The organism is Lichenicola cladoniae (assembly GCF_013201075.1).
Classification (GTDB): domain Bacteria; phylum Pseudomonadota; class Alphaproteobacteria; order Acetobacterales; family Acetobacteraceae; genus Lichenicola; species Lichenicola cladoniae.
The window spans coordinates 65586-85653 of the sequence record NZ_CP053711.1 but is presented as its reverse complement, the minus strand read 5'-3'; the positions used below and the strand labels follow the sequence as shown (position 1 = coordinate 85653).

Sequence of the window (20068 nt, the reverse complement as noted above, 5' to 3'; positions counted from 1 at the left end):
CGTGGCTGCACAAAATGGGCTCTTCCTCAATCTGTGTGAGAAACAGCGGGTAGAAGCGGCATCATGCGAGCCCGCAGCAACTCGACACCAGCACGACCATACATCGCGTGTTTCAGTGTCTTCAGGCGATTGATTTGTCCCTCCGTCTGCCCGTTGCTCCAGGGCTCGGTCATCGCATGTCGGACTGCATCGAGGTCCTGCAGCAACGACCTGCCGAACCTCTGTATGGCATAGATGCCGCAGTGGCGGACATCATCGATTCAGCCGGGAAGTTTGTCGATATCGCCGCTGCGCATGATGCCGCGAAAACGCATGACGAACCGGCGCATGGCGACGAAGTCTGGCGATGCTTCCTTCAGCGCCTGCACTTTCGGAACCTGACGCGGCGTCAGCAGCGGACGCGGCTTCATGCACAGCACCGCGGCAATGATCGGCGAGATCAGGTGGTCGTTCGCAGGATCGATCGCCGCCGGTAGCGGCTCGGCGGCGGGTGCGGCACTCACCGAAAGGGGGTTAGGCGTCGTGCGACAACCCGGTTCGGCCACGCGCCATTGTGTCAGCAAGCGTTCCAGATGCGAGCGGCTGCCGGTATAGCCAAGGGGTTGGATCTCCCGCAACAGTCGTCGTCCGGATTTGCATCCCTCCGCCCAGCGACGTGCCAGATGTGCTTCACAGTAGGCTGGCGAGCTCGGCTTCGGGGTCATGATGCGGCGCAACGGGAACACGTCCAGCCGCGCCCACTTCGCCACCGTCCGCCAGTTGAACCCGGTCTCCCTGACAATGGCGATCAGGGACTGGCCGGCGTCGCGCAGCGCCCTGACACGGTCGAACATCGCCTGTCTCACGTCACGCCGTGCCTGCTTGACCAGGTGGTGATGCACCGCCAGTTCCGGCTCCCCGCCCGGGCTGTAGGGGATCGACGGCGCTACCTGAACCGGGTCCGGATCGGCAACCTGCGGGAAAGGAGCCTTGATCGGATGGCCGCGGCTCAACTGCTGCTCGATGCGCTCGCGCAGATTCTGGAGCAGGTGGAAGCGATCGGCGACCTGTCGCGCCTGTGGGGCACCCTGTCGAGCGCCCTGGGCGTAGAGTCCGCAGCGGTCGCGGCTGACGATCTCGACCTCGGGATGCTGGCTGAGCCATCGAGAGGTGCTTTCGGCGGAGCGATCCGGCAGCACGTCGACGACCTCACGCCTCTCCAGGTCGACGATCAGCGTTCCGTAGCGACTGCCTTTGATCCAGGACCAGTCGTCGATGCCCACCACGCGACAGGCTGGTGGCGTGCCGGTGCGGGCCGCAGGCTGCCGCTTCAGATGCCGTAGGATGGTGTCGTCGCTGACCGGCATACCCAGCCGGGCCATCAGGCGTTCCGCTGGCCGGCCGCCGGCGGCGTGGCCAAGCAATCGAACCAACTCCGCCACACGGTCGGTCCTCCTTGCATGGCGCGCCGCTACCCTCGGCAACTGGTCGGCGAACGTCTTCTGCTCGCACAACCGGTTCCGGCACCACCATCGCGCCATCCGGATGCTGAGCCTCACGACCGCCCCTTGCGCCGCCAGATCCTGGAGATGTCGGACGTAATGACCATGGCGGGCATTCGATCGGACCGAACACCGCGGACAGGTGCCGGCACCGTCTGAAGTGGCCGAAATCAGCCAACATTCGTCAAGACATGAGACGCTTACGAGCTTGACAGAAGCGCCAGGCGACCATTGTGCTATGCTTTTCATCCACACCGAACGCGCTGTCACTCGGGATGAAGATCAAGCTCCACAGAGTTTGAGGAGGAGCCTCTTTCGTGCAGTGACCCCAATTTCGTGCAACCTGACAGCGGTCGCGAGCACTAAGCGTCGACACCCTGGAACAACTGGGCGCCCGGCACCTGGCCGAGCTGCTGATGGCACAGGCGCAAAGCGATCCGGCGCTTGGGCGCTCACTGCGCCTCGTCCTGGCCGGCACCGACGGTGGCACCCGGCTGGCAGCGGAGATGGAGAAGCGGCTGCGGACCATCCAGCGCTCGCGTGGGTTCATCGAGTGGGACAAGGTGCGGCCGCTCGTCCGCGAGCTCGAGGGTCTACGCGAGACGATCGCTGGTCCGCTCGCACAGGCGGATCCACGGGCGGCAACAACGCAGATGCGTCTGTTCCTGGAACTTGCCGAGGGTGTGTTCGAGCGCAGCGACGACGGCAGCGGCAGCCTGGGTGACGTGTTCCGCGACGCTGGTGCCGATCTAGGACGGCTCTGGGCGCTGCTTCCCAGCCGTGACCCCGTCGCGCTGGCCGCCGAACTGCTGTCCCTGCTTGATGCGGACGGCTACGGCACGACCGATCGTCTTCTTGAGGCGTCAGGTCCGGCGCTTGGGTCTGAAGGCCGGGCCGAGCTGCGCCGTCTGCTGCACGCCCGTCTTGCGACTTTGCGGCGTGTGCGCGGACGAGATGACTTCGGAGACTCGCGCGGCCGGTTCATGGTGTCGCTGCATTTGCGGGAGCTGTCTGATCTCGAGGGCGATGTTGACGCCTATATCGCTGCGATCGAAGCCGGCGGCCGGTCGGAGTGCGGATTCCGATGAATGCGGCCACTGATTCCAATCGATGGTGGCCACCGATTCCAATCGAAGGCGGCCAGGGATTCCAATGATCCCGGCCGGGGTCGTCATCGACGTGGTTATGGGGTCAGGCGGTGACTTCGGCGTCAAGCATGATCGCCTTTGCGGCCTGTTTTCTGAGTGACTCTCCCTTCAGGATGAGGCGGTGGGCGTTGTGGACGAGGCGGTCGAGGATCGCATCGGCAATGGTCGGATCGCCGATGACCTCGTGCCAATGATCGACCGGAACCTGGCTGGTCACGATCGTCGAGCCTTTGCCATGACGGTCGTCCATGATCTCCAGCAGGTCGCGTCGCTGCTCGGCGGTGAGCGGCGTGAGACCCCAGTCATCCAGAATCAGGACCTGCACCCGGGCGATCGTCTTCAGCATGCGGGCGTGACGTCCGTCGCCACGGGCCAGTGCGAGAGCCTCGAGCATCCTGGGCATCCGGTAGTAGGCGACAGAGCGGCCGTCCCGGCAGGCCTTGTGGCCGAGCGCGCAGGCAAGCCACACTTGCCCACACCGGTTGGTCCCAGAATCAGCAGGTTCTGCTTGCGGTCGATCCAGTCCCCGGCTGCAAGTTTCTGGAACAATGCCCGATCGAGTCCACGTGCGCTGCGCAGGTCGACGTCCTCGACCACGGCCGCCTGGCGGAGCGCTGCGAAGCGCAGGCGGGCAACAAGTCTCTTGTTCTCCCGGTCGGTGCTCTCGCGATCGATCAGCAGTGCCAGCCGCTCCTCGAAGCTCAGTGCTGCAATGTCGGGCTGTCGTCGCTGGTCGTCGAACGCTTTGGCCATGCTGCCGAGGCCAAGGGCGATCAGGCGTTCCTGGGTAGGATGGGCAAGCATCGGGTTTTCCTTTGTCAGTGGTAGTAGCCGCGACCATGGATGTTCTCGTGCAGCACGGGAGCGGTATCGGGGGCCGGATCCTCCTGGAATGCGCGGTCGAGACCGTTGCGCAGGATCGAGGCGATCGAGCCGTAGCTGCGGGCGCCAATGCTCACGCCACGCTGGCAGGCTGCCTCCAGGCGAGCGCCGCCATAAGTCTTGGCCAATTGCAGGATGCCGAGGCAGGCGCGGAAACCCTGCTCGGGATGCGGCTTGGCGCTCATGATCGTCTCGACCAGGGCGGTGGTGCCCGGACCGACCTCGGCAGCGAACGCCAGGATCCGCGCCGGCGTCCAACTGGCGTAGCGGCGATGGGCGCTCGGCATGTGTTCGGGTGTTGTCGTGTGCCGCCGGCGCAGCGCCGACCGCGGATGCGCCGCGACCCGCTGGCCGGCGTGGAACACCTCGATCGTCGTATCGGTGATGCGGGCTTCGACCAGCTCGCGGATCAGACGCGACGGGACCGAGTAGAAGTGGCCGTGCAGTTCGACATGGTAGTCGGGTGCCACCCGGCAGCGCTTCCACTCGGCATAGGCGTAGGGCTCGGCTGGCAGTGGCATCAGCGCCGGCCGGTCGATGCTGTCGAAGAACTCCCGCCGGCTGGCGCCAAGCTTGCGCATCAGTCGGGCATTCATGTCGCCCTGGACGGCGTGGATCGCCTCGTTGAGCTCGCCGAGTGACAGGAACCGCCGGTTGCGCAGCCGCGCCAGGATAAACCGCTCGACGATCAGCACCGCGGTTTCAACTTTGGCCTTGTCGCGTGGATGGCGGACGCGGGCTGGCAGCACCGCCGTGCAGTAATGCGCCGCCATCTCCTGGTAGGTACGGTTGATCCCGGGCTCGTAGCGACAGGTGGCCGTAACGCCAGAGCGCAGATTGTCGCAGACCAGAAGCTTTGGCACGCCGCCCAGAAACGTCAGCGCGTTGACGTGCGCGCCGATCCAATCCGCCAGCCCCTCGCTCCATCTGGCCTCGGCATACGTGTAATTCGACGCACCCAGCACCGCGACGAATACATGCGCCGGCCGCTCCTCTCCGGTCGCCCCGTCGAACACCGGCACGGTGTCGCCCGCGTAATCGACGAACAGTCTTTCGCCGGCAACGTGCGTCTGTCGCATCGTGGCGCTGACACCGCGGCGCCAGCCGATGTAGAGCCCGCAGAAGCGGCTATAACCGTAGCCGTCCGGATGTTCTGCTCTGTATTCTTCCCAGAGCAGCACCAGGGTCACACCCCGGCGGCGGAGCTCGGCGTGGACATGGTTCCAGTTCGGCGCCGCCCGAACCAGGGCCGTATCGAACCCGGCCGGCGTGAACAGCCGCCGCTCCAGTTCGGCATCGTCCATCTGCGCCGGCAACGGCCAGGTGATCCCGATCACCGCTGTCCGCCGCAGATACTCGCCCACCGTCGTCCGGCTGATCCCCACCGACTGGGCAATTGTCCTCTCGCTCGCCCCACAGGCGTGCCGCAGCCGTAAAACCTCGCGAACCTTGCGCATCGACACTCTCTCGGCTGGCATCGCGTCCCCCACTCGTCATGGGAGCCACGCTACCGGGCATCAGATCGTCGACTTCAAAACCAGCCCCGATGGGGTGGCCGCATTCGTTGGAATCAGTGGCCGCATTCAATCGGAATCACCGGCCGCTTTGCCTCGGAATCCGCAGTCGGAGAACTTCGCCGGCGACATCGCGGAACGGCTGATCACCCACCACCGTCCGGCCGAAGCCTTAGGCTGGTTGGACCGCGCTGCCGTCCGTCACGATGAAGGCCGGCAGATCGACCTGCGCATCGCAGCGCTGGACACACTCGGGCGCAAGACAGACGCACAGGATCTGCGTTGGACGACGTTCCAGCGCTTCCTCAGCGTCGAGCACCTGCGGGCCTATCTCCGTGGCCTGCCCGATTTCGACGACGTCGCTGATGATGGCGATCTGGCGCCGTGGTAAACCAAACGCGCTGCTCCACCACTCGGATCAGGGAAGCCAATATAGCAGTGAGCAGTTTCAGAAGCTGCTAGTGGATCACGGCGTCACATGCAGCATGAGCCGGTCGGGTAACGTCTGGGACAATGCAGCGATGGAGAGCTTCTTCTCCTCGCTCAAAACCGAGCGGACAGCTCGCAAGGTTGTATCGCACCCGGGACCAGGCCCGGGCTGACGTGTTCGATTACATCGAGCGGTTCTACAACCCGCGCCGACGCCACTCGACCATCGGATATCTGAGCCCTATGGAGTTCGAGCGTATCAAAGCGTCAGCTTGAGATGTGTGTCCACAGAACCGGCAGCAGCTCAATCCGCCGGGACCAGTATTGCGCCGGCTTGCGTGGTGTCTAGCACCCCGACGTAGCGGCGATCGTGCAGGAAGCTGACTTGCTGGGCGCGGGCAGACTGTAGGGGGGCCACACCATCGAAGATCAGATCGGAGGCGGCGGCGGTTCCCCCTGCCGCATGGGCGACCTCCGCCAAGCTGTACGGTCCGCTTCGGGCAAAGAAGCGGGCGTCACCGACCACATCATCATCCATGAGTCACTCACATACCCATTTCAAATCGGCACTTTGACCGGCGACACGACAACAGGGCCAAGAGGATAAAGCTTCGAACTCACACAGACACCTGCCTCAGCCAATGGATCGCCTTTGACGATCGTCTCCGCCTCATCGACCGTCTCGACTTCGAGTGTCCACAACGCTCCGAGTTCGTCAGCAAACGGCCCAGCGGCGCGCAATCGGCCATCTTCAAGGAAGCCTTGTCTATATAAGAGATGGGCAGGCCAAGTCACTTGGAGCTTTTCCTTGTCCTGAATATAATTCATAATTGCTATAACCTTCACCTTATTGCTCCGCTGTTGTGCCGGGTATCTTCGGCTGTGGCATGTTGCAAGACGAATGCGATCCGCCGCGCTTCGCTGGGCGTGCAGTCGCCGGTCTGCATCGATGCGTGCTTCAATCCGTGCCGCTCGACCGGCACACCTGCCTTTGGAACGCGATGCCTAAGGGCGCAAGGGCAGGCGCCACTTACTTCGCCAACACGTCTGCGGGGGCGAGATTAGGCGGTCCCTTCTCCTCACTGACCACGCCCACCTTAGCTTGAGCAACGAGAGAGGCGCGACGCTGAGCCATGACACTTCGTAGCGTTGCGTAATAGTCCAGCGAAGACCGCTCAAGACTGTCAGTCGTGGGGAGCAGGCGAGACCTGCCATCGACAACTCCGACGCCACCGCTCACCGCGGTCACAGTGGACAGAGTGCTACCACCCACGAAAGTCAGCGGGTCCAGGACTAGCCCGCCAACCTTGCCAACGGCGTCGCGGACGTTCGAGGGGCCAAAGAGTGGTAGCTGCACGGCCGGGCCGGGGGCGATATTCCACACCCCGAGCGTCTCCCCGAAATCAGCCTCGTGGTGCGGGCGGTGCCAGTCCGTGGCGACGTCGAACAGCCCTGCGCCGCCCACCGTGGTGTTGACGACGAAGCGTTGGGTGGTGTTCCAGGCGCGGCTTACGTTGCCTTGCAGCACGTCGTTCACGGCAGTGCTCGGCTCCTCCAGGTTGCTGACAAAGTTGTGCAAGCTGCGACGGACGGCGCCCGGCACGTATGTGGCGTAGCTCCGCGCCACCGGCCGGAGAGCGTTGCGATCAACGTACTGGTTGGCGCCGAAGATGGCACGGTTGGTCGGCTCGGCCGGGTCGTTGTTCTTCTGAAATTCGGCACGTGCTGCAGGATCGGCGGGGGCATGGGCGCAAGCGGTGAGCGCCACGGCGGTGACGAGTAGCACCGCTCCGCAAAGCCATTGTCCTCCTTGTTGCCATCGAGGCCCCCGTGATCCTGCTCTGCGTGGCCCTTCTTGTGCCGCTTGTCGGCGTTTGCCGCCGGCCGTCGTGTCGAGAGGTTCCATCTCAGCGCCTTTTGTTCCGAGATCGGAGCGCTAGAGGGGCCAGGTTTCCGCTTGATGTTCCACTTGCATGCTGGCTGCAACAATGCTGTCAGACAGACACATCCCGCACATACTCGGTCATCAATCCGGTACGGTACTGCGCTACGATGGGGCATGGTTTCCCTGCCTCACATCCTGCCTCACATCCTGGTCGTTGACGACGACGAGGACATCCTGTCGTTGCTGACCGGCTTTTTCCGCCGCCACGCCCATCCCGTGACCGTCGCGGCGGACGGCGCCGGGATGTTCGCGGCGCTGGAGAAGGAACGGATCGACCTGGTGATCCTCGACGTCATGTTGCAGGGGGAGGACGGCTTCAGCCTGTGTCGCCGGCTTCGCGCGCAGTCCAAGGTTCCCGTCATTATGCTAACCGCGATGAGCGACCACACCGACCGGGTAGTAGGGCTGGAGATCGGCGCTGACGACTACCTGGTCAAGCCGTTCGACGCGCGGGAGCTGCTGGCCAGGATCAAGGCCGTCCTGCGCCGCACCGAGGGGGTTGCGGCAGGCCCGGCCGCGACCGCCACCCGTCCCATGTTGGAGTTTTGCGGCTGGCGGCTGGACGTGGCACGGCGGGAGCTGCGGTCGGCCGGCAACACGCTGATGATCCTGTCCGGCGGCGAGTTCGACCTGCTGCTCGCCTTTGCCGAGCACCCGCAGCGCGTGCTGACGCGCGACCAGTTGCTGGACCTGGCCCGCGGCGCCACTCACGCCGCCTTCGACCGCAGCATAGACGTGCAGGTCAGCCGCTTGCGGCGAAAGCTGGAGTCGGATGCGAAGAGCCCGCAGTTCATCCGGACCGTCCGGAACGGGGGCTACATCTTCACTCCCGCCGTGCACCGCGGATGACAGGCCCGCCGTGGCTGCGGGACACCATCGCGCGGCGCTTCGCCTTGACCATCATCGTGGTGATCGGACTCGTTTTCGCCTTGGCCAACGGCGCCGCCCTGCTCGCTGGTGATTGGGTGCGGCCTTCAGCGCGCGGAATGGGGCTGGTAGACAGAATCAACGACATCGTCCTCCTGCTTGAGGCAGTTCCGCCTGCCGGGCGCCAGGTTGCCGCCGCGGCCGTGGCGGACGGCAGCTTCCGCGTCGATGTTCAGGCACCCGGTTCGGCCGGCGCCGTATCGCTCGACGCAGCAGCGCACCGCCAGCCGCCACAGCCGGAGGTCTTCGCGCCCGAGCATGGTCGCCAGCGCCTGGTCCTACGCCTCGCCGGTGGCAGCGCGACAACGGCCGACAGGAGCGTCCTCGACACCGGCGTCGGCGCCGGTCCAGGTTCTTACGTCCTCGCTGTCGAGGTGCAGGATGGCGGTTGGGTTGTGTTTACGGCGCCGACGCGGTTCTGGGGCCTCGACCAGAAAGCGAGGAATGGTATCAAGTTGGCGGTCCTGACGCTGACGGTCATCGGCATCTCGGTGGCTGCGGCCTACCAGCTTTCGCGGCCCATCCGCAGGTTCACTGAGGCGGTCCGCCGCTTCGGCAACGACCCGCGCGCTGCGGCCCTGCCGGTGGCCGGGCCTGTCGAATTGCGGGAAGCGGTCCGGGCCTTCAATGCGATGCAGGCGAAGATACAGGCGTTCGTCAGCGACCGTACCGCCATGCTGGCCGCGATCTCCCACGACTTGCGGACCCCGCTGACCAAGATTCGGCTTCGCGGCGAGTTCATCGAGGACGATGATCAGCGGGCGCGGCTGTTCCGCGACGTGGACGACATGCAAGCGATGGTGGACTCGGCGCTGGCCTTTTTCCGCGACGATTTGCAGGACGAGGAGGTGACGACGTTCGACTTTCCCGAGCTGCTCCGCACTATCGCTGACGACTACGCTGACCAGGGGCATCCGGTCGCCTACGACGGCTTGGACAACTTGGTGCACCGGGGCAAACCGTTCGCCTTGAAGCGGGCGTTTACCAACTTGGTGGATAACGCGGTAAAGTATGGCCACGCGCCGGAGCTGGAACTGAGGTGCAGGGAAGACACGGTCGTAGTCGCCGTCCGAGATAGCGGCCCAGGCATCCCAACTACGGCCTTCGAGGAGGTGTTCGCACCGTTCTATCGCCTGGAACGGTCGCGTAACCGCGCCACGGGCGGCGTGGGATTAGGCCTGACCTCGGCACGCTCTGTCATCCAGGGCCATGGCGGCAGCATTACGCTCCATAACCGCGAAAGCGGCGGCCTGGAGCTGCGGGTGACCCTTCCGGCCTGACGAAGGCGAGCTTCTGCTCCAAGGCTGGGCATGAGAAATGCTCGCTGGAGTAGGATAGGCACGCAGCGACGGCACTCACGGCCAAATGTGTCAGAGCCTAGACAATGTGCAGCGATAGCCGCAAACCGCACATCATGCGGCACGACACGTCGGCTACGTTCCTGAAGTCAGAACAGGAGGCCTTCTCTGATCGCGGCCACGCCGATCTGCCGAGCCGCACCGACGTGCGGCTCCGGCTTGCGGCACTGCGGGGATCGACCCTGGGACAATAGGTTGCCAAGACCCGCGCTTCGGGCACGTACCGGTGGCTTCACGGCCCTAGTCGGCAGGCTCCACTACAAGTCAAGCTACCTGCCGCGACGGCTCCGGTGTCACCGTATCTTCAACCCTGGAAAGGGCACGTCGATGCTTCACCGTATTCAGAAGATCGCCTTGCTAACTCGTCTTTATGCACCCTTGTTAAAGGATGACGTTGTCGCCCTTATCGAACGGGGCGAACACATCGTGAATCAGCTGATGCCCATGATTACGCTGGCCATGTGGGCGTTTGGCCGGTGACGCCGATCTTTTACCGATCATGGGTCGGTCGTCTGCGTTGTCATTTAGTTGCCGGATTTCAGCCCATAAAGAGCGTCACGAGCGCAGCCTTCACCACCAATCGGCAATTCGTTCAACATCAATCGAGCCTGGAAGAACTGCTTGCCGATGACATGATCCAAGCGGTGATGCATGCGGACGGTGTTACCCCAACCACGATCAGAACGCTCTTTTCTGAGCTGAAGGCAAAGAGAGCGGCCGGAACAATTCCTGCGGTCAAGCGCCGTTGGCACGTCTTCTTCCACCGTATGTTCAATCATTTTCTCTCTTGTAGGTTCCAGTTCGGCCCGAACAGTCCTTACTTGCAAGGTAGTCTGCTGGTGGTCAGTGCCGCGGTAGTATGGCTCGCTCTCCTGGACCTGTGTTTCGCGTCTCCGCCGCCCTTGGCAGAGTATAAGCGAATGCTTGTCTACAACGGCATGGTCGCCAGGGCGGTGCAGACCGGCCTGGGCCGGCTTACCGATCCTGGTATCGACCGGGGGCTGGCGGCTTTTTGTGGTCCGACGCTGGTCACCTTCGGGGCCAGGGATAGCTGGCTGTTCCCGGAAGCCGCCGCCCGCATTGTGCGGCTGAGCCGTCAGGCCCGGCTGTCGGTGTACGCCGCCGCCGGCCATAGCCCGTTCTTTTGGTCCGCCGGGCGATTCGACCGCGAGCTGGCCGCGTTCGCGAAATCGGCCGTGGCGGCCTGAGCAGATGGGTTTCACGATGGCCAAAGCGGCAAATGCGCGCGCAGGCCGCCCCCGCAGCTTCGACCGCGAGGATGCGTTGGAAAAAGCGATGCAGCTGTTTTGGGCACACGGCTACGAGGGCGCTTCGATCATGGCGCTCACGTCTGCAAATCGGCATCACCCCTCCAAGCTTGTATGCCGCCTTCGGTAGCAAGGCGGAGCTGTATCGCGAGGCGTTGGATCGCTACGGGTCCGAGACCATGAGTTTCGACCTGACGCGATTGGATCGGGCTGGGACGCTGGAGCAGGCCCTCACGGAATTGCTGGAACACTCCGCGCGGGCGGTCGCGGGTAGAGGCGCTGGCCGGGGATGCATAGTTTCAAGCGGAATGATCGCCTGCGCGCCAGAACATGACAGCCTTGCAGTGGAAATGGCGGGGCGTCGCCGGGCGTTTCAAAACCAACTCGGGATGAAACTGCTCCGTTGGTTGGACAGTCGAAAGGCGGCGGCACTCGCGCGGTAGGCCGCATGCCTCATACATGGTCTTTCAATACAGGCCCGCGACGGGGCCACTGGAGCTGAGCTGCAGGGCATCGTTCGCCAATCATTGCTTTCACTACCAGGGAGGCCCCGATGATCCTCAAGACTTATGCCCGCGTCTTTACCAACGACCTCGAGAAGGCGCTCAGGACGTTTCAGGCATTGCACGGCTCCTCGCCGCATCTGCGGCTAAGGTTTGGCGAATGGGACCTGGTTGGCATCGGCGACGTGTTCATCGTTGCGGGCACCGACGAGGCGCTCGCCCCGATCCGCGACAGCTACGGCCCGTTCATCGTGGACGACCTGGACAAAGCGCAACGGACGATCGAGGCAGAGGGCGGGCATATCACCCAGCCCATCTCGGACGTGCCGACGGGCCGCATGCTTTATGCCAAGCATGCGGACGGTCTGCACGTCGAGTATGTCGAATGTCGGCCCGATCTGATTGAAAAATGGATCAGAGGACCGCAACGGGACGGCAAGTTGTCCTCGCAGCTTTAGCTTGAAAGCGTCTTTCGAGGCTTTTCTAAAACCCGTTTCGACAATCCTTCGAAGCTGAAGGCGGCGCCTCGTTGGGCATCCTACGAACGATAGTGAGTCAGTGCAGGAAAGTTGTTTTGAACGTCTTCCTCACGGGTGCCGGCGGCTGTGTTCATTTTAGGCTCAATCATCTTGGTCGAGATCAGTAGCCCGCCGTTTCCAGCGGGTCGGCGAACAACCGTTTTCCCGGGTAAAGGCAGTGATGAATGCGCTGCTGGACTGGAAGCCGACGAGGTAAGCAATCTCCGTCACGCTCCGTCGCCCCGTTCTCAGCTGGTCTTTGGCAACCGCCATTCGCCAGTGCTGGATATAGGCCATTGGACCAATGCCAACGGTCTGGCTGAAGCGGGCGCTGAAGCCGGACCGCGATTTACCACATAGCCGGGCCAGTTCGGCCGTCGTCCACTTTCTTGCTATGTCGCCGTGCAATGCTGCCAACGCCTTTGTCGCCATCGAGTCGGTAAGAGCCGGACGTATCCCGCCTCTCCCTAGCTTGGCGACGACAGCTTCGCCGCACTGCAGCTCGGCCAGGAGAAGCTCCATCAACCGTGGCACAACGAACCTACTCTGAACCCCGTCCGTTGCTGCAGCCGCCTCGTTCATCGCAAGGAGTGCGCGCACCCGTTCCCAAGACGGAGCCGGAGGGGTGACGTGAACGAATGAGGGGAGAAAATCGACCAGTAATCTCTCCATGGTAGCATCGAAGACTAGACGCCCGCCGCGGAGCAGCACGGGCGCCTCATCTCCCTGCCCAAGCCGCATCTCGCGGGAGCCCGTAGCGGCCACGAGTTTCCAGCTATCGACCGCTTGGGCTTGGGCTTCTGGGTCCGATGTTAACCTGAACGAGGCGGAAGTGCCTACCAGGAGGATATCGCCGGTCTTCAGCCCAACCGCCCCGGAACCCGCCCGGACGAACTGACACGACCCATAATCAACGCGAAAGAACAGTAGGTCATGGCGTCTTGGGAACGACACGCCCCAACGACCAGCCGCCTGAATTGTGCCCCAGAGTGTTGCCCGCGCACGCACGAGGCTAATGACTTCGAGGAACGCTTCCGTCAGATCTGGACGACCCATTATCTTTTCTGGATTCCGTGTCATAGACCGAGGCTCGCAGGCACCTTACTGCTCAGAGTGTACACGAATGGCATAGGGCCAGCCGACCCGGAGCATCTGAATGACCAATCAGGATTTGCGAACCACGTTTATGAACTATCTCGGCGCCCTCGCCGAGAGGTCGGTTGCAAAAAGAGAAGAGGTGCTGCGCACGAACGTAGCAGAGGATGTTGCCTTCTCCAATCCCGGTGTGAACGGCCGCGGGCTTCAGAGTCTACTGACGCATGTTGCCCGCTTTCAGGCGCTCTACCCGGGCAGCTGCTTCAGACTGAACTGGCACTTGGAGCAGCATGGTCAGATACTGGCAGAATGGAGCCAGATCAGTTCGGATGGCCTGGAGTTCCTCACGGCGCACAGCTATGCGCGTCTGAACGACGAAGGCCGCATCTCACACTTCGCTGGCTTCTGGGGTTCGCTTCCGAAGACCTGACGTGAGCAGAATGGTCGAGCCCACTCACACGAGCTGTTTGGTTCCGGGATAAGGGTGAAATGGATTTGGTTTGAAGATTTCTGGTGTTGGGGGTCCGGTAGATGCCGTAATGGGCCTGCACCGGGGCTGACATCTGGGGCGGGTCGCTTCCAGAGTGATGGCACAACGCGGGCCCGAACGCGGTTCGGGTCCGTCCATCAGGAGGGCGGTCATGGAACACCATGTTAGGATCCACGCATCGCTGGAGCTGAGCAGCCTGTGCGTGCTGAATGCGACCGGCAAGGTCATCCGGGAAGCGAAGGTTGCGAGCGAACCTGAGACGCTGGTCGCCTTCCTGCGCGGTCTCAGCGTGACGATCGTTCGCGTCGGCTTGGAGGTCGGGCCACTATCGCAGTGGCTGTATGACGGGCTGCAGGCGGCAGGATACGAGACGGTTTTGCTCGAGACGCGCCACGTCAAGGCCGCGCTATCGGCCATGGCAATAAAGACGGACCGCCGTGATGCCCGTGGGATCGCGCAGTTGCTGCGCATGGGTTGGTATCGTCCCGTGCACCGCATGTCGGTCCCCTCGCAGGAAGTCCGGGCGCTTCTCGCCGCGCGCAAGCAGATGCAAATCAAGGCCATGGACCTGGAGCAGACCTTGCGCGGCTGCTGCGCGGCTTCGGCCTTAAGGTCGGCGAGGTGAGCCGCGGCAAGCTGGCAGCGCGCATCCGCGAGCTGGTGACGGGGCACGCCATGCTGGAGCGGATCGCGGAGCCGATGCTGACGGCACGCTGGGCGTTTTGGAGCGAGTTTGCCAGGTTGCCTCGCGAGGTCCTGGCCATCGTCAAGGAGGACCAGGTCTGCAGGCGATTGATGACGGTTCCCGGTGTCGGCGCCTTGGTGTCGCTCACGTATCGCGCCGGCGTGGACGACCCTGAGGGGCGTGACTCACCTCTCGACCGCTTGTTTCGTGATAGTCGCGGGCTTCGTCGGCATGCGCGTCAGCGAGATCCTGTCCATGCAGGCCGGGGCGGTCGAGCACCACCCGCTCGGCGAGACCGGTGCCGATCAGGCCTACATCGCCGCGCGCCTCTTCAAGGGTAGTGACGAGCCCATGGGCAGGCCTGAGCGCTGGGTGGCGCCGGAACCGGTCGTGCGGGCCGTCGAGTGCCTGGAGGCGCTCAGCGCCATCCTAAAAGAGGACACCGATGGGGCCGACCTGTTCGTGCCCATACAAAAATTGCCATCGAGCACCGGTACCGTCTCCACCGGCGCGATCACGCGTCGGCTTCAGACGTTTGCCCGAGATGTCGGCGCGTCCCTGCACGAGGGCAGGATTTGGCCCTTGTCGCCGCACCAGTTCCGCAAGACCTTCGCCCTCTTCGTGGCGCGTGGAGACCGGTCGAACCTCCTCGCGCTCGCGGCCCACTTCAAGCACATTTCGGTCGTCATGACCTCGCGCGGCTACGTCGGCACCGACTTCGAGCTGCACGAACTCATCGACGAGGAGGCCCGGGCTGAGACGGCCGTCGCGCTGGACCGGCTCCTCTCCAGCGACTGGCTGGGTGGGCGCATGGGCGAGCGCATCGTGGCGCGCAACCACGCCTTCCGCGGCCGGGCCGGCGAGCAGGTAAGGCGCGACTACATCCGCTTCGTGTAGATAAGCGTGGAAGATTGACCCCCTGGGTGGGGTAATCGGCGTCCAAAATTGACCCCCCCTGATCTGAGATGATGCTGCCCATGCAGATGGGTGGTGGGGAGATGCTGGCAGTGGTGGCTCTGCTAGCGAATTCTGGCCCAGAGTGCTGACGGATTTTGGCCCACCTTCCGTCCCTCAACCTACGGTCATCCTGGTTCTGCCAGGAGGCTCGGAGTGGATTGGAAAGCCAGAGTGGAATTGTTCGAGCAGCTGCGTCAGGAGCATGAATTTGGCGTCGGCACGATTGCCGGTGTGGCGGCCAAGTTCGGGGTTCATCGACGGATGGTGCGGCAGGCGATCGTCGGTGCGGTGCCGCCGGCGCATCGCTACCCGGCGCGAGCGCAGCCAAAACTCGGCCTGGTCATGGCGTTCATCGATCAGGTGCTGGACGAGGATCGACGTGCGCCGCGCAAGCAGCGGCATACGGCACGGCGCATCTACCGCCGGATCCTGACCGAGTTTCCGGACGCGGCTGTCGCGGAGTCTACCGTGCGCAACCATGTTCGGTCCCGCAAACGGGCCCTGGGCCTGGTCCGGCGCGAGACGTTCGTGCCGCAGAGCTACGCCGTGGGCGTCGAGGCCCAGGTGGATTGGTATGAGGCCTGGGTCGATCTGGGCGACGAGCGGACCAGGGTGCAGGTGTTCGCGATGCGCTCGATGGCTAGCGGGGCGGCGTTCCACCGGGCGTATCTGCATGCGACGCAACAGGCGTTTCTCGAAGCGCACGAGCATGCGTTCGATTATTTCGGCGGCGTGTTCCGGCTGCTGCGTTACGACAATCTGGCCAGCGCGGTGCGCAAAATCCTGCGGGGCTACCGGCGGGAGGAGACGGTCCGGTTCGTGGCGTTCCGTTCGCATTGGCGTTTCCAGGCGGAGTTCTGCACGCCCGGCGAGGGTCATGAGAAAGGCGGCATCGAGGGAGAGGGCGGCTACTTCCGCCGCAACCACCTTGTCCCGGTGCCCCATGTTGCCGACCTGGACGCCCTGAATGCGCTGTTGCTGACCGGGTGCCGTCACGACGAGGCGCGGATCCTGGATGGCCGCACGGAGCCTGTCGGCATCGCCATGGCGGCGGAGCGCCCGCATCTTCTGGCGCGTGTGCCCGAAGGATTCGATCTAGCGGACGTGACGACACCTCTGGTCGACAAGCAGGGCTGCGTGATGGTCAAGACCAACGCCTACTCGGTGCCGCTCCGCGCGGGCACGCGGGTGGAAGCACGCGTATATCCGCTGCACGTCGAAATCTGGCACGCCGGCCGCCGGGTTGCACGGCACGAGCGCTGCCACAGCCGTCGCCAGCAGGTGCTGGACCTTGAGCATTACCTGGACGTGCTGAGCCACAAGCCAGGCGCCTTTGCAGGCTCCAAGCCGCTGGCACAATGGCGCGCGGCCGGTCGCTGGCCCGCCTGCTACGACGAACTCTGGGAGCGGCTGCTGGCCAGGCACGGCAAACAGAATGGCACCCGCGCCATGGTGGCGGTCGTGGCGCTGGGGCAGGAGTTCGGCCACGACAAGCTGCGCGTCGCGGTCACCGCGGCGGTGTCGCTTGGGGCCTGTGACGTGGCGGCGGTGCGTTATCTGCTGACAGAAGCAGCGCTGCGCAAAGGCCAACCCTGTGCGGTCGATGTTGGCGAACTGGCCCGTTACGACCGGCCGATGCCGACGATGGCCGAGTATGACGTGCTGCTCTCGGCGCCCTGCGCGGGCACGGCATGATGGCCGACCTCCAGGACCAAGCCATCCGGCAGCACTGCAAGGCGCTGCGCATGCCGACGATCGGCGGCCAGTTCGCGCGGCTGGCAGACGCCGCCACCCGCGAGGGACACTCCCACATCGGCTACCTCGAGGCGCTGCTGGCCGCCGAGATGGAGGAGCGCGAGAGCCGGGCGATTGCGCGGCTGCTGCACGAGGCCAGACTGCCGCGCATGAAAACCCTCGACGCGTTCGAATTCGACCGCTCCGGGGTTGCCGCCACTCAACTGCGGACATTGGCCGAAGGCGACTACATAACCAGGGCAGAGCCGATCCTGCTGGTCGGCGATGCCGGCACGGGAAAGACCCATCTGGCGACGGGCTTGTGCGTGGCCGCCTGCCGGCAGCGGCGACGGGTCCGGTTCACCACGGCAACGGCATTGGTCAACGAGCTGGCCGAGGCGGCGCACGCCAACCAGCTCAGCCGCGCGCTGGGTCGTTGGGAGCGGCTGGACCTGATCTGCATCGACGAACTGGGCTACGTGCCGCTCGCCGAAACCGCTTGCGAGCTGATGTTCCAGGTCATCGCCGACAGGGCGGAGAAGGCGGCGGTGATCGTCACAACCAACCTGCCATTCTCCGAATGGTCACAGGTCATCCCCAACCCGCGTCTGTGCAAGGCGCTGATCGATCGCCTGACTGACCGCGCGCACATCATCACGACCGGCACAGACTCCTATCGGTTCCGCCGTACGACGGCACAGCGCAAAGCGCCCAAGCCCTGACACCGCGAACCCAAGAAGACGACCGACGTGCTGGTCCTGGCCGCGGCCAGGACCAGCACGTCAAACACCGGGAGGTGGGCCAGAATTCATCAGCACAACTGGGCCAAAATTCGTTGTCACAGCCAAGTGGATACGATTGCCCGGATCAGGCGGGCGCACTTCGTCGACGGCAAGTCGATCAAGCAGATCACGCGGAATTCGATCTTGCGCGCAACACGGTGCGGCGTGTGCTGCGGTCCGGTGAGACCGCCTTTTCCTACGAGCGCGAGGTTCAGCCGCGACCCAAGCTCGGTGCCTGGACTGAGGAACTCGAGCAGCGACTTGGCGCCAATGACCGGCTGGCGAACCGGGAGCGGTTGGATCTGGTTCGGATTTTTGAGGACCTGCGTACCCAGGGGTTTGAGGGCGGTTACGACACCGTCCGCCGCTATGCCCAAACACGACAACGCAAGCGCGGCACCGGATCCTCAGACGCCTACATCCCGCTGAGCTTTGCCCCCGGCGAGGCCTACCAGTTCGACTGGTCGACCGAGATCGTGGTCATGCACGGCATTACCACTTCGGTGCAGGTCGCGCAGGTTCGGCTCTGTCACAGCCGGATGCCTTTCGTACGCGCCTATCCGCGCCAGGCGCAGGAGATGGTGTTCGACGCGCACGACAAGGCGTTCGCGTTTTACCGCGGCACCTGCCAACGCGGCATCTACGATAACATGCGCACCGCAGTGGATGCGCTGTTGATCGGCCGCGAGCGGCAGTTCAACCGCCGCTTTGCGCAAATGTGCAGCCACTACCTGGTTGAGCCTACCGCGTGCACGCCGGCGTCGGGCTGGGAGAAAGGCCAGGTCGAAAACCAGGTCAACATCATGCGGGGACGTTTATTCAAACCACGTCTGCGGTTCGATACTTTTACCGAGATGAACAGCTGGCTGCTCGAGCAGTGCGTGCTGTATGCGCGTGGGCATCCGCACCCCGAGCGGCGGGACTGTCCGGTGTGGGAGATGTTCGAGCAGGAGCGACCCAACCTGGTGCCATATGCTGGTCGCTTCGACGGGTTCAATGCGCGCACCGCGGCGGTGTCCAAGACCTGCCTGGTGACGTTCGATCGCAACAAGTATTCGGTCATGTCGCAGGCGGTCGGACGGCCGGTCGAGGTGCATGCTTATGCCGAGCACATCAACATTCGCCAGGATGGTCAGACGGTAGCCGATCATCCGCGCTGCTTTGGCCGCGAGCAGACGGTCTACAATCCCTGGCACTACGTGCCGGTGCTGGCACGCAAGCCAGGTGCGTTGCGCAACGGCGCGCCGTTCAAAGGCTGGGTGCTGCCTGGCGCGCTCGGTCGCATTCAGGGCAAACTGCGCGGATCCGTCGATGGCGACCGCCAGATGGTGGCCATCCTCAATGCCGTGCCGCTGGACGGACTACCGGCGGTAGAGGCTGCCTGTGGCGAGGCGCTGTCCGCCGGTCTGTGCAGCAGCGACGTGGTGCTCAACGCCCTGTCACGCCTGCGTCCGACCCTGACACCGGCCAACATCATCACCCCCGACGCACTGCGCCTCCGGCATGAGCCGCTGGCAGATTGCGCGCGCTACGACACCTTACGGAGCATGAACCATGGAACGACATGAAGTTCTGACGCTGATGAGCGAACTCAAGCTTGCCGGCATGAAAGCCGCCTACGACGAGGTGATGAGCAACGCGCTCAAGCGCCAGCATCCCGCAGGCCAGATCGTCGGCAACCTGCTGCAGGCCGAGATTGCCGAGAAACAGGCACGTTCGATCCGCTACCAGGTGACCACCGCCAAGCTGCCGCTGATCAAGGAAATTGCCGACTTCGATTTCTCCGGCACTCCGATCAACGAGGGGTTGGTGCGCGATATGGCGACCGGATCGTTCCTCGACGGGCAGCGTAACGCGGTGCTGGTCGGCGGCACGGGCACCGGCAAGACGCACCTGTCGGTGGCGATAGCGCTGAGCTGCATCCGGCTCGGGCGCCGAGTGCGGTTCTATACTGTGATCGATCTGGTGAACCGGCTCGAAGCCGAAGCCCGCACCGGCAAGACTGGACGGCTTGCCGAGCAGCTCACCCGGCTCGACCTGATCGTACTGGACGAGTTGGGCTACCTGCCGTTTGCCCAGAGCGGCGGCCAACTGCTGTTCCACCTGATCAGCAGGCTCTACGAGCAGACCTCGATCCTGGTGACGACCAACCTGTTGTTTGCCGAATGGCCCACGGTGTTCAACGACGCGAAGATGACGACAGCACTGCTCGACCGCCTGACGCATCACTGTGACATCATCGAGACCGGCAACGACAGCTGGCGGTTTCGCAACCGGAACTAGGCAAACTCAGCAGCAAGATCGGGCACCCGGAAGGGGGTCAATATTCGGCGCCGATTGGAGTGCGCCCCT

15 protein-coding genes and 6 pseudogenes are annotated in these 20068 nt (G+C 63.9%); 14 read left to right on the top strand and 7 right to left on the bottom strand.

Going from position 1 to position 20068, the window contains the following annotated elements; all coding sequences use genetic code 11:
- Window positions 1-26 precede the first annotated feature (26 nt).
- Window positions 27-1730: pseudogene (locus tag HN018_RS26345) on the bottom strand (ISL3 family transposase).
- 116 nt (window positions 1731-1846) lie between these two features.
- Between HN018_RS26345 and HN018_RS26340 the strand changes: the two are divergent.
- A pseudogene (locus tag HN018_RS26340) lies at window positions 1847-2569 on the top strand (DUF6880 family protein); the annotation flags it as partial.
- Window positions 2570-2672: 103 nt separating this feature from the next.
- Here HN018_RS26340 and istB (HN018_RS26335) read toward each other — a convergent pair.
- Both istB (HN018_RS26335) and istA (HN018_RS26330) read right to left on the bottom strand, forming a co-directional pair.
- Window positions 2673-3382: pseudogene (gene istB / locus HN018_RS26335) on the bottom strand (IS21-like element helper ATPase IstB).
- A 65-nt stretch (window positions 3383-3447) separates the two neighbouring features.
- A complete protein-coding gene (gene istA, locus HN018_RS26330) occupies window positions 3448-4989 on the bottom strand; it encodes an IS21 family transposase (RefSeq protein WP_171836892.1) in 1542 nt (513 codons plus the stop codon).
- Window positions 4990-5062: 73 nt separating this feature from the next.
- Here istA (HN018_RS26330) and HN018_RS26325 point away from each other — a divergent pair, with 73 nt between their 5' ends.
- Both HN018_RS26325 and HN018_RS26320 read left to right on the top strand, forming a co-directional pair.
- Window positions 5063-5416: a DUF6880 family protein gene (locus tag HN018_RS26325; RefSeq protein ID WP_171836893.1), complete on the top strand. Its 354-nt coding sequence runs from the start codon at window positions 5063-5065 to the stop codon at window positions 5414-5416.
- Window positions 5385-5730: pseudogene (locus HN018_RS26320) on the top strand (IS3 family transposase); the annotation flags it as partial. The gene HN018_RS26325 and the pseudogene HN018_RS26320, both read left to right, overlap by 32 nt.
- 28 nt (window positions 5731-5758) lie before the next feature.
- On the opposite strand, the gene HN018_RS26315 reads toward HN018_RS26320, so the two are convergent.
- The 3 genes from HN018_RS26315 to HN018_RS26305 all read right to left on the bottom strand — a co-directional run bounded on the left by HN018_RS26315 (window position 5759) and on the right by HN018_RS26305 (window position 7240).
- Complete coding sequence (locus tag HN018_RS26315) at window positions 5759-5992, bottom strand: LpxD N-terminal domain-containing protein (RefSeq protein ID WP_171836894.1); 234 nt, start codon at window positions 5990-5992, stop codon at window positions 5759-5761.
- 20 nt (window positions 5993-6012) lie between these two features.
- Window positions 6013-6300 (bottom strand): YciI family protein, encoded by a 288-nt coding sequence (locus HN018_RS26310; RefSeq protein WP_171836895.1) that lies wholly within the window; start codon window positions 6298-6300, stop codon window positions 6013-6015.
- 184 nt (window positions 6301-6484) lie between these two features.
- Window positions 6485-7240 carry an MlaA family lipoprotein gene (locus tag HN018_RS26305; RefSeq protein ID WP_171836896.1) on the bottom strand — a complete coding sequence of 252 codons (756 nt, stop codon included), beginning with the start codon at window positions 7238-7240 and terminating at the stop codon, window positions 6485-6487.
- Window positions 7241-7513: 273 nt separating this feature from the next.
- Here HN018_RS26305 and HN018_RS26300 point away from each other — a divergent pair, with 273 nt between their 5' ends.
- From HN018_RS26300 to HN018_RS26285, 4 genes are all read left to right on the top strand, one after another.
- Entirely contained in the window at window positions 7514-8248 is a 735-nt protein-coding gene (locus HN018_RS26300; RefSeq protein WP_204259810.1) for a response regulator, read from the top strand.
- Complete coding sequence (locus HN018_RS26295; protein WP_171836897.1) at window positions 8245-9606, top strand: ATP-binding protein; 1362 nt, start codon at window positions 8245-8247, stop codon at window positions 9604-9606. The genes HN018_RS26300 and HN018_RS26295 overlap by 4 nt, the downstream gene beginning before the upstream one ends.
- 554 nt (window positions 9607-10160) lie before the next feature.
- Window positions 10161-10892, top strand: coding sequence for an alpha/beta fold hydrolase (locus HN018_RS26290; protein WP_171836898.1), 732 nt, complete (start codon window positions 10161-10163; stop codon window positions 10890-10892).
- Between the two features lie 613 nt (window positions 10893-11505).
- Window positions 11506-11913, top strand: coding sequence for a VOC family protein (locus tag HN018_RS26285; RefSeq protein ID WP_171836899.1), 408 nt, complete (start codon window positions 11506-11508; stop codon window positions 11911-11913).
- A 162-nt stretch (window positions 11914-12075) separates the two neighbouring features.
- Here HN018_RS26285 and HN018_RS29205 read toward each other — a convergent pair whose 3' ends face one another.
- Window positions 12076-13029 (bottom strand): helix-turn-helix domain-containing protein, encoded by a 954-nt coding sequence (locus tag HN018_RS29205; protein WP_171836900.1) that lies wholly within the window; start codon window positions 13027-13029, stop codon window positions 12076-12078.
- Window positions 13030-13129: 100 nt separating this feature from the next.
- Between HN018_RS29205 and HN018_RS26275 the strand changes: the two genes are divergently transcribed.
- The 7 genes and pseudogenes from HN018_RS26275 (at window position 13130) to istB (HN018_RS26245) (ending at window position 19999) form a co-directional block, all read left to right on the top strand.
- On the top strand, window positions 13130-13498 hold the full coding sequence (locus HN018_RS26275) for a hypothetical protein (protein ID WP_171836901.1): 369 nt from the start codon (window positions 13130-13132) through the stop codon (window positions 13496-13498).
- Window positions 13499-13709: 211 nt separating this feature from the next.
- Window positions 13710-14416, top strand: a pseudogene (locus tag HN018_RS28935) (IS110 family transposase); the annotation flags it as partial.
- 58 nt (window positions 14417-14474) lie between these two features.
- On the top strand, window positions 14475-15140 hold the full coding sequence (locus HN018_RS26265; protein ID WP_171836903.1) for a site-specific integrase: 666 nt from the start codon (window positions 14475-14477) through the stop codon (window positions 15138-15140).
- A gap of 231 nt (window positions 15141-15371) precedes the next feature.
- Window positions 15372-16895, top strand: a complete 1524-nt coding sequence (istA, locus tag HN018_RS26260) for an IS21 family transposase (RefSeq protein WP_172443508.1) — start codon at window positions 15372-15374, stop codon at window positions 16893-16895.
- Window positions 16892-17656 (top strand): IS21-like element helper ATPase IstB, encoded by a 765-nt coding sequence (istB, locus tag HN018_RS26255; RefSeq protein WP_171837082.1) that lies wholly within the window; start codon window positions 16892-16894, stop codon window positions 17654-17656. The genes istA (HN018_RS26260) and istB (HN018_RS26255) overlap by 4 nt, the downstream gene beginning before the upstream one ends.
- A 126-nt stretch (window positions 17657-17782) precedes the next feature.
- Window positions 17783-19284: pseudogene (istA, locus tag HN018_RS26250) on the top strand (IS21 family transposase).
- The gene (gene istB / locus HN018_RS26245) at window positions 19271-19999 is read left to right on the top strand and encodes an IS21-like element helper ATPase IstB (protein ID WP_171837801.1); all 729 of its coding nucleotides are present in this window, start codon (window positions 19271-19273) and stop codon (window positions 19997-19999) included. Before istA (HN018_RS26250) ends, istB (HN018_RS26245) begins: the two are co-directional and overlap by 14 nt.
- The last annotated feature ends 69 nt before the right edge of the window (window positions 20000-20068 follow it).